The organism is Nevskia soli (assembly GCF_903970205.1).
GTDB lineage: Bacteria > Acidobacteriota > Terriglobia > Bryobacterales > Bryobacteraceae > Bog-113.
In genome coordinates, this window is the sequence record NZ_CAJCHS010000158.1 from 1 (window position 1) to 9,378 (window position 9,378).

The window sequence follows — 9,378 nt, forward strand, 5'->3', positions numbered from 1 at the left end:
GCCCGTACATCATGCTGTAGACCATAAGCGTGTCCTTACCGCCGAAGAGACTCGATAAGTGGACGCGGCCGGTTTCGGACTCAAACTCGAAATCCCGCGGAATCTCGCCGCCCGGAGGCAGCGCGCGCCGTTGAGCCGCGACCCGCTCCACGTGCCGGCGAAGCTCAATCTCTTCAATCAGGAGGTGATTGCGAGCGGCGCGATACTCCGCGCTCTCGTTCGGATAGTGAGCCGTGTTGGTTGCGGCAAGCTCCTGAGCAGGAACAAGCGACAGCGTTTCGTACATAGGGCCTCTAGAAGCATTGTAAATTCTTGGCGCAGAGCCCGGAAGGTGCTATACAAATGTTCAGGAGTCCAGCAGTATGAATTTGAAGTTCTTCAGCCCCAAAAAGCCTTCGCCGCAAGATAGGAAAAGCGGTATAACTTTCCCGGTCGACGACGTCACCCCCGCCCGAACTCCCCTACCGATCCAAGCCTTATCCGCGGAAGTAGCCCACCGCGCTCATCGTAAAGTCTTCGCGGTGCCCGATCCGGAAATGCCGGTTGTCCAATCCGCAAACGTGCACCACGCCCTCCTTGCGGCCGTGGACACCGCATTTCGCGAGCACCGTCCGCTCACGCTCTCACCCGATTCCATCTGGCTCACCATCGCCCAGGGCTTCAGCCATCACCTTCTTGAGAACGCGGAATCGCTGCGCGGACGTCTGGTGCGCCACGACGGCTCGCGCGAACTGACGGCGACATTCGAGCATTTCAAGGCAGCAGAAATCGCCGCAGCTATCCGTTCGTTCTCCTCGCAAATCCGCGAGGCCTCCGATCCTGTCCTCCACGAATCGCTACTCTGCGACTTCTCGACAACGACGCCCGCGATCCGCACGGCCAGCGAGATCGTCCTGATGGATAGTTACTCGACTTACTTCACCTACAAGATGAGATGTGTCTGCGGCATTCCGGAGGTCACATTGCACGGCTCGGTTGAAGACTGGGAACGCATCCGCGCCCGCGTCGAAGTACTCGCAACCTACGGGCTGGAGTGGTGGGTTGGGCGTCTGCGCCCGATTCTCGATGAGTTGGTACTTACTGCCACGGGCCGCCCCAACCGAACCTTCTGGCAAGCCATTTACAAGCCGAAGAACGCCTACGCAACCTTCAGCGTGACCGGATGGATTGCCGACTTATTCCCCTATCTAGGAAACGATCCGGGAAAGCGTAGGCGCAGCCATGTTTTCGACCATGTCCGCCAAGACTGGGCGCTGCCGGTCCCCCACGGTGTTCGTTCGACACCAATGCATGAAGCCGGGTGCGGGATGGGTGTCTATGTAAGGACTTTTCCCTGCGGCCTATCCAGTGTCCCGGTAAAGGTAACCAAATTCCCCGGCACTGAAGCGATCGACCTGGTAGGTGGCTTCCTTGCGGTCGAGCAGCACCCGAAAACTCTGTCGCTCTTTCCGGTCATCAGCTGGTGCATGACCGCGCCCAAGCCCGCTTCGCCAGTAATGCTGAGTCCGTTCTAGATTCGCCAGACACACCGCATCGAGTCGCTCGCCCCGATCGCCAACATCTCGCACCCATTCAGCAACTTACCTCCGATTTAACCCCAACTCGCCCTCCCGGTCTGCTAACACTGAATCGAAAGGGACAGGACCCGCTCATCCACAGCAACCGCGCGATCCAAACTAACCCCATGCAGACCAAACTCACAATCCACGCATCCCAAACACAAAAAGCAACGGAACGAACCTGGGAAGTTACTGAAAACAGGCGCTTTGCCGAAACGGGACGAACCCGGGAAACCCGAGATCGAACCTGCCAAACGCAGATTCGAACCCCGCAAGCCCGCCAATTTCCCCCTTTCCCGCACCCATCCCAGCCCGGCAATCCCCCCGAACCGCCCCGTCCGCCGACCGAGCCTCACCCGCCTGTCACCCCTCGTCCGCCTCACGCGTCACTCCATTTAGAGCGTGTCGTAAATTCAAGACAAGCTAAAATTCAAACAAGCTTAACCAACTTGGAGTCATCCTGTGATCATCAGCCGGTGCGCCGCCGTAGGCGCCCTGTTCGCGGCCGCCGCGTTTGCTCAGAATCTGAGTGAGTTCGAAAAACACGTTACCGAGTTCACCCTCGATAACGGCATGCACTTCATCGTCGTCGAGCGCCACCAGGCCCCCGTCGTCTCTTTCCATACCTACGTGAACGCCGGCGCGGTCGACGACCCGCAAGGCGAGACCGGCATGGCCCACATGTTTGAACACATGGCTTTCAAAGGCACCGCCGAGATCGGCAGCAAGAATTGGGCCGAGGAACAGCGCGCCATCGCCGCCATCGAAACCGTCTACGATCAGCTCGACGCCGAGCGCGCCAAAGGTCCCCTCGCCGATCCGGCCCGGGTCGCCGCCCTCAAATCCGACCTCCAGACCGCCATCGAAAAGGCCGAGACTTTCGTCGACACCAACTTATATCCGCGCATCATCGAAGAGAACGGCGGCGAAGGTCTCAACGCCTCCACCGGCGAGGATTCCACCAACTTCTTCTATAGCCTGCCCTCCAACCGCGCCGAGCTCTGGTTTCTCCTCGAATCCGCCCGCTTCAAAGCTCCCGTCTACCGGGAATTCTACAAGGAGCGCGCCGTCGTTCGCGAGGAGCGCCGCATGCGCACCGAGTCCGAGCCCCAGGGCAAGCTGATCGAAGCTCTCGGCGCGACCGCGATTGAGGCCCATCCCTATCGACGTCCCGCCGTCGGATGGCCCAGCGACATTGAGAACTTGCGCGTCACCGAAGCCGAGAAGTTCTTCCACACGTACTATGTCCCGGCCGATATCACGATTTCCATCGTCGGCGATATCGACCCTGCTGCCGCCCGCCGGTTTGCCGACCATTACTTCGCGCCGCTGCCGAAAGGTCCGCTGCCGCCGCGTCCCACGACCGTCGAGCCCGAGCAGCAGGGTCCTAAGTCGGCTGAGGTCGAATCCGCTTCGCAGCCCATCGAGTTCATCGCGTATAAGCGCGCCAGCCAATACGATAAGAATGATCCTGTCTACGATGTAATCTCCAGTATCTTGTCGTCCGGCCGCACCGGCCTGCTCTATAAGTCCTTAGTTCGCGATAGCCGCGCCGCCCTGGCCGCCGGAGCCGAATCTTCCTATCCCGGTTCGAAGTACCCCAACTTATTCATGCTCTACTTAGTCCCCAGCATGGGAAAAACGCTGGCCGAGAATGAGAAGGAACTCTACGCGGTTCTTGACAAGCTTAAGAATGAAAAGGTCGATAACGAAACGCTGCAGCGCGTGAAGACTCGCGAGCGTGCCGCGCTCATCCGCCAGCTCGATGGCAACTCCGGACTCGCCAGCCTGCTCGCCACTTACTATGCGAACTTCGGCGATTGGCGCAAGTTATTCACCCAGCTCGATGAGTACGATAAGATCACGCCGGATGATGTGCAGCGCGTCGCCCGCGAGCTCTTCACTGACCAGAACAAGACCGTCGCGTTCCTGAAACCCCCAGGCGCGCCGCAGCCGCCTAACGCACCGGCTCCGGCATCAGGAGAGACGCGATAACTCATATGAAGCGAATCCTGCTCCTCCTTGCCGCTGCACTCACTCTAAGTGGGCAGACTACCCCGGCTACGACTCACGTCTGGGAAACCCTCAAATACGCTCCACTGCGCCCGCTCACGTTCCCCAACGTCGACGAAATCACGCTCTCGAACGGCATGCGCGTCCTGCTTCTCGAAAACCACGAGGTTCCGATGGTGCGCGGCGTGGCGCTGGTCCGCACCGGCAATCTATTCGATCCCAAAGGTAAGGTCGGCCTCGCCTCACTAACCGGTAGTGCCCTACGCAGCGGCGGTACAGACTCCAAGACGGGCGATCAGATCGACGAAGATCTCGAAAACATCGCCGCCTCTGTAGAAAGCGGCATCGGAGAAACGACCGGCACCGTCTCGTTCTCCTGTCTCAAGGAAAATGCCCCCCAAGTCATCGCAGTCTTCGAAGACCTGCTAGCTCATCCCGCGTTCCGCCAGAACCGCATCGACCTGATCAAGCAGCAGATGATGAGCGAGATCACCCGCCGTAATGATGACCCCGGCGAGATCGCCCAGCGTGAATTCGCCGATATCGTTTACGGCCGCGATAACTCGTACGGATGGCCGGAAGACATCTCGGATATCCTTGCGATCCAGCGCCCCGACGTCGTCGCCTTCTACCAGCGCTACTTCTTCCCGGCCAACATCATGTTAGCCGTGCAAGGCGATTTCGACACTGCCCAGATGAAAGCGCAGCTTGAATCCATCTTCAAAGACTGGACCGTCAAACAAGCGCCCGTTCCGCCATTCCCGAAAGTTCACTTCGATTACAAACCGGGCACTTACCTGGCAGACAAGCAGGATGTAACGCAGACCAATTTCGAAATCGGTCAGCCCGGCGGCGAACTGAACAATCCGGACTATCCCGCGCTCGAAGTCATGTCCGACATCCTCGGCGGAGGCTTCAATAGCCGCTTGTTCCGCCGCCTTCGCACGCAACTCGGATATGTCTACGGCATTAACGCGAGCTGGGGCGCGAACTATGACCACCCCGGCCTGTTCCGGGTCAGCGGAAGTACCCAGGCGCCCACGACTGTACCTGCCATCCAGGCGGCCATGCAGGAAGTCGAACGCATGCGCCAGGAACCGGTCACCGATCAGGAACTCGAGGGCGCGAAAGAAACCGTACTGAATAGCTTCGTCTTTTACTTCGATACTCCCGGCAAAACCATCAGCAGATTACTGACTTACTACTATTTCGGCTATCCGAAAGACTTCATCTTTAACTACCAAAAAGCCGTCAAAACGGTTACGAAAGAAGACGTACTCCGCGTAGCCAAAAAGTATCTCGATCCCGCTAAGTTCGTCACCGTAGCCGTTGGCAATCCGAAAGACTTCGGCGAACCGCTAACGAAGCTCGGTCAGCCGGTAACACCAATCGATCTAACCATCCCCATGCCGGCCGCCATGCGCCGGAACATGCCGCAAGGCATGCCCCCGTCGGAGAACGAGAAGTGACACGCCGCACCTTCGGCGCACTACTAGCGGCCCCGCTAATCATCCGCGCCGAGAACGCTAAAACGCGCGGCGAACAGGCGATCAAAGAGTGCATCGCGGCGCTCGGCGGCAACACATTCCTCAATATGCAGGACCGCCTCGAAACCGGTCTCGCCGCTTCGTTCTACCGCGAGAAGGTCTCCGGCATGTCGCCCGCGGAACTCCACACCCGCTATCGGGAGCCGCCCAACCCGATCCCCGTTAGCTTCGACGGGTTACTCGAACGCCAGGTCTTCGGTAAGAAGAAAGAAGATGTCGTCCTATTCACGCCCGACGGCGGCTGGGAAGTTACGTTCCGCGGCGTTCGTCCCCTCCCTGATGAGACCGTCAGCAAGCACAAGGAAGCGGTCATCGCTAACTTCCTCTACATCCTCCGCATGCGCCTCAACGAGCCGGGACTAATCATCGAGCATCACGGCCTCGACGTCGCCGATAACCAGCGCGTCGAGCGTGTCGACATACTCGACGACGCGGACCGCAGTATCTCGGTCTATCTCAACGCCGATACCAAGCTCCCCGTCATGCAGCGTTACATGCGCTTCGACCCTTTCTACAAAGAGAAGATTGAGGAAGTAACCCGCTGGTCGAAGTACCGCCAGATCGGCGGACTAACCTGGCCGCTCACCGTCGTCCGCGAACACGATGGAGAAATGATCTACCAGATGTTCTCCGATCGCTTCTCGATCAATAACAACTTCGATCCGAAGCTATTCCAACTCCCCCAGGGAATGCAAATGCTCAAGAAAGAAAGTTTCTAAGTTCCCGCCACACCATCGCCACCGGCAGCCCGACAACATTCGAGTAACTCCCCTCGATCCACTCGACATAGCGCGAAGCTATCCCCTGAATCGCGTAAGCGCCGGCCTTGTCCATCGGTTCGCCGGACGCAATGAGCTCCGTGATCTCGTCCGGGGTGATCGCGGCGAACGTAACCGTAGTCACGTCGTGCCCGACCCAGATCGCCGCGCCGCGACGGATACAAACGCCGGTAATCACCTGGTGCGCGCTGCCGCTGAGCAGCCCCAGCATCCTCCGCGCGTCGTCCTCGTCCGCGGGCTTCAGCAGGATCTGGTCATCCACAACCACCGTCGTATCCGCCGCGATCACGACCTCCGTCGCATCGCCACGCCTCGCCAGATTCTTCTCGCGCGCGATCCGCCGGACATACTCGATCGGGTTTTCGCCGGCCAGCAAACTCTCGTCGATATCGCTCGGCCGCACCACATGCGGGATGCGCGCCGCGGTCAACAACTCCGAGCGCCGGGGGCTTGATGAAGCCAGCACAACAGGAAAAGGAGACAAGTCAGTGACTGTCATAGCACGTGCTAAACTTCCAGAGGGTTTTTTCCCGCCATGCAACGAGCCAGCCAAATTCTAGGCCGGATTTCCGCTGCGCCGCGCTCCCGCAAACAGGCTGATCCTGTCGATCCGGTAATCGCCATGGAACAGGTTGCCTGTGCGTCATGGGCGCGCGCCGTCGGTCCGCGCATTGCCCGCTATTCGCGCGCCGCGAAGCTCGTTCGCAATCGCCTTGTCGTCGAAGTAGAGGATGCCGTCTGGCAGAGTAACCTGTTTTACCTCTCGCATCAGATCATCTCGAACCTCGCGAAGGAACTCGGAGCCGGAATCGTCACCGATCTCGAGTTCCGCATCATCCCGCGCCGCCGCGAACCGCAGCGCGAGACTACCGCCGTCCCGAATCGCCCGCTTGGCGGTGAAGTCGACGAATCGGACGCCATCCATGACCCGGTTCTTCGCCGCATCTACCGCGCCGCCCGCAGAAAGGAAACGGCCTGATGCTTACCGAGAAAGAAGTTCGCTACGTCGCCGATCTCGCCAACCTGCAACTCAGCGAGACGGAGGTCGAATCGATGGTCCAGCAGCTTAGTTCCATCCTCGACCACATGGAAGGTTTGCGCGGCATCGACACCGAAGGCATCGAGCCCATGCGCCAGGTTCTTTTCCCAGGCAATGACGCCGATACGCTCCGCGAGGACCAGCCGAGCCCCTGCCTGACCAACGAACAAGCGCTGGCCAACGCCGTCTATCCCGCGCAAGGCTACTTCCGCGTACCGCGCGTGATCGAGCGCTAGCGCTCCACCGGTAACAACCATGGACATTCGAAATCTCACCGTCGCGTCGATTCGCGACAGCCTGCTGAAGCACGAATACTCGGCAACGGAACTCGCCGGAGAAGCGCTGCGTTTCGCCGAAGCGGAGAACGGCCGCACCAACGCCTATCTCCGTCTCTCGTCCGATCGCGCTCTAGCCGTCGCGGCGCGCGTCGATGAACAGATCGCGAAGGGTGAAGATCCCGGCCCGTTAGCCGGTGTCCCAGTCGCCATCAAAGACGTGATCGTCACCAAGGGCGTTATCACCACCTGCGGCTCGAAGCTGCTCGCGAAATTCGTTCCGCCGTACGACGCCACGGCCGTCGAGCGCATCGAAGCGGCCGGCGGGCTCATCATCGGCAAGACCAATTGCGACGAGTTCGCCATGGGTTCTTCCAACGAGAACAGCGCCTTTGGACCGGTCTGCAACCCGGTCGCTCCCGGCCGCGTTCCCGGCGGATCCAGCGGCGGATCGGCTGCGGCCGTGGCGCAAGGCACGGCCGTCGTCTCGCTCGGTTCCGATACCGGCGGGTCGGTCCGCCAGCCCGCGTCGTTCTGCGGCGTCGTCGGTGTCAACCCGACCTACGGACGCGTCTCGCGCTACGGCCTCGTCGCGTTCGCCAGTTCGCTCGACCACATCGGCCCCTTCGCCCGCAACGTTCCGGATGCCGCGGCGCTGCTCCGCGTCATCGCTGGACGCGACGAAATGGACGCAACCTCCGCGCCCGCGCCCGTCCCCGACTACGCGGCTGAACTTAACGGTGACATTAAGGGCCTCAAGCTTGGGGTCCCGCGCGAATACATGCAAGACGCTTCCGGCGACACCGCCCTTCGCATCAACGAAGCCCTCGACCGCTTCCGTCAACTCGGATGCGAAGTCCGCGAAATCTCGCTCCCCAATACGAAATACGCGATCGATGTCTACTACGTCATCGCCACCGCGGAAGCCAGTTCGAACCTCGCGCGCTACGACGGTGTCCGCTACACCACGCGCGCCGATGTCAACGGAGGCTCGTTAACCGACATGTACCGCGCCACCCGCGGGGAAGGCTTCGGCGCCGAAGTCAAGCGCCGCATCATGCTCGGCACCTACGTGCTCAGCCACGGCTACTACGACGCCTACTATTTGAAAGCTCAGAAAGTCCGCGCGCTCATCACGCGGGACTTCGCCAAAGCCTTCGAAGAGGTCGACGCGCTCCTCGCCCCCGTGTCGCCATTCCCCGCGTTCAAGCTCGGAGAGAAAATCAACGACCCGATGCAGATGTATCTTTCCGATATCTTCACGATCACCGGAAGCCTCGCCGGCATTCCATGCATGAGTGTTCCGTGCGGTAATACCCGTGACGGTTTACCGGTGGGCCTGCAAGTCCTGTGTAAGCATTTCGACGAAGCGCGCATGTTCCGCATCGCGCACGCCTTCGAAGCCAAGTAGCATGAAAGCGTACTCCAAGGAGAATCAATATGGCGTTTGAACTTCCACCACTACCGTATCCCGCGGACGCACTCGAGCCGCACATCGACAAGATGACGATGGAGATCCATCATCAGAAGCATCACGGCGCGTACGTGACGAATTTGAACAAAGCGCTCGAGCCGCATCCCGATCTGCAATCGAAGCCGGTTGAAGAACTGCTGGCCGACAACTGCGCCGCGGTTCCTGAAAACATCCGCACCGCCGTGCGCAACAATGGCGGCGGCCATATGAACCACAGTATGTTCTGGAAGATCATGGGACCCGATGCCGGCGGCCCTCCGACCGGCGCGATCGCGGATGCGATCAAGTCCGCGTTCGGCACGTTTGAGCAATTTCAGGAAAAGTTCAACGCCGCCGGTGCGGGCCGCTTCGGCTCCGGATGGGCGTGGCTGATCAAGTCGCCTAACGGCGTCGAGATCATCTCGACCGCGAACCAGGACAACCCCATCATGGAAGGCAAGAAAGCCATCATGGGCCTCGATGTCTGGGAGCACGCTTACTATCTGAAGTATCAAAACCGCCGGCCGGATTACATGAAGGCCTGGTGGAATGTAGTTAACTGGGCCGAAATCAACAAGCGCTTCGCCGCGTGAAGAACCGCGCGTGAAGAACCGCTCTGGGGCCGTCGCGGCTCGGTAGATGCATTGCCAACTTACCGAGCCGCGACAGCAATGGAGCGGTCTTCAAAGCAGCTCGTGTCTTCCCTTCGACTC

Annotated in this window: 10 protein-coding genes; 8 read left to right on the plus strand and 2 right to left on the minus strand. The window is 60.0% G+C overall.

The window, feature by feature from the left end:
- The coding region (locus H1Y01_RS07300; RefSeq protein ID WP_180539784.1) for a DUF899 family protein at positions 1-286 on the minus strand (286 nt) is incomplete at its 3' end.
- 235 nt (positions 287-521) lie between these two features.
- Between H1Y01_RS07300 and H1Y01_RS07305 the strand changes: the two genes are divergently transcribed.
- The 4 genes from H1Y01_RS07305 (at position 522) to H1Y01_RS07320 (ending at position 5,838) form a co-directional block, all read left to right on the plus strand.
- Positions 522-1,514 carry a DUF4419 domain-containing protein gene (locus tag H1Y01_RS07305; RefSeq protein ID WP_219341354.1) on the plus strand — a complete coding sequence of 331 codons (993 nt, stop codon included), beginning with the start codon at positions 522-524 and terminating at the stop codon, positions 1,512-1,514.
- A gap of 507 nt (positions 1,515-2,021) precedes the next feature.
- On the plus strand, positions 2,022-3,554 hold the full coding sequence (locus H1Y01_RS07310) for a M16 family metallopeptidase (RefSeq protein WP_180539786.1): 1,533 nt from the start codon (positions 2,022-2,024) through the stop codon (positions 3,552-3,554).
- A 5-nt stretch (positions 3,555-3,559) separates the two neighbouring features.
- Complete coding sequence (locus tag H1Y01_RS07315; RefSeq protein WP_180539787.1) at positions 3,560-5,041, plus strand: M16 family metallopeptidase; 1,482 nt, start codon at positions 3,560-3,562, stop codon at positions 5,039-5,041.
- Entirely contained in the window at positions 5,038-5,838 is an 801-nt protein-coding gene (locus tag H1Y01_RS07320) for a hypothetical protein (protein ID WP_180539788.1), read from the plus strand. Before H1Y01_RS07315 ends, H1Y01_RS07320 begins: the two co-directional genes overlap by 4 nt.
- On the opposite strand, the gene H1Y01_RS07325 is transcribed toward H1Y01_RS07320, so the two are convergent.
- The gene (locus tag H1Y01_RS07325) at positions 5,819-6,382 is read right to left on the minus strand and encodes a Maf family protein (protein WP_219341355.1); all 564 of its coding nucleotides are present in this window, start codon (positions 6,380-6,382) and stop codon (positions 5,819-5,821) included. The two genes, H1Y01_RS07320 and H1Y01_RS07325, sit on opposite strands and share 20 nt — an antisense overlap.
- 51 nt (positions 6,383-6,433) lie before the next feature.
- On the opposite strand from H1Y01_RS07325, the gene H1Y01_RS07330 reads away from it, so the two are divergent.
- Genes H1Y01_RS07330 through H1Y01_RS07345 form a run of 4 tightly spaced genes read left to right on the plus strand, consistent with a single transcriptional unit; the run spans position 6,434 to position 9,258 of the window.
- Positions 6,434-6,877, plus strand: coding sequence for a DUF721 domain-containing protein (locus tag H1Y01_RS07330; protein ID WP_180539790.1), 444 nt, complete (start codon positions 6,434-6,436; stop codon positions 6,875-6,877).
- On the plus strand, positions 6,877-7,173 hold the full coding sequence (gene gatC, locus H1Y01_RS07335; protein WP_219341356.1) for an Asp-tRNA(Asn)/Glu-tRNA(Gln) amidotransferase subunit GatC: 297 nt from the start codon (positions 6,877-6,879) through the stop codon (positions 7,171-7,173). The genes H1Y01_RS07330 and gatC overlap by 1 nt, the downstream gene beginning before the upstream one ends.
- A 19-nt stretch (positions 7,174-7,192) precedes the next feature.
- Positions 7,193-8,623, plus strand: a complete 1,431-nt coding sequence (gene gatA / locus H1Y01_RS07340) for an Asp-tRNA(Asn)/Glu-tRNA(Gln) amidotransferase subunit GatA (protein WP_180539791.1) — start codon at positions 7,193-7,195, stop codon at positions 8,621-8,623.
- A gap of 29 nt (positions 8,624-8,652) precedes the next feature.
- Entirely contained in the window at positions 8,653-9,258 is a 606-nt protein-coding gene (locus H1Y01_RS07345) for a superoxide dismutase (RefSeq protein WP_180539792.1), read from the plus strand.
- Positions 9,259-9,378 lie beyond the last annotated feature (120 nt).

Bases quoted from the DNA above. Each gene is read 5' to 3' on its own strand.
- H1Y01_RS07315 (WP_180539787.1), top strand. From the start codon at position 3,560: ATGAAGCGAATCCTGCTCCTCCTTGCCGCTGCACTCACTCTAAGTGGG.
- H1Y01_RS07330 (WP_180539790.1), top strand. From the start codon at position 6,434: ATGCAACGAGCCAGCCAAATTCTAGGCCGGATTTCCGCTGCGCCGCGC.
- gatC (WP_219341356.1), top strand. From the start codon at position 6,877: ATGCTTACCGAGAAAGAAGTTCGCTACGTCGCCGATCTCGCCAACCTG.
- gatA (WP_180539791.1), top strand. From the start codon at position 7,193: ATGGACATTCGAAATCTCACCGTCGCGTCGATTCGCGACAGCCTGCTG.
- H1Y01_RS07345 (WP_180539792.1), top strand. From the start codon at position 8,653: ATGGCGTTTGAACTTCCACCACTACCGTATCCCGCGGACGCACTCGAG.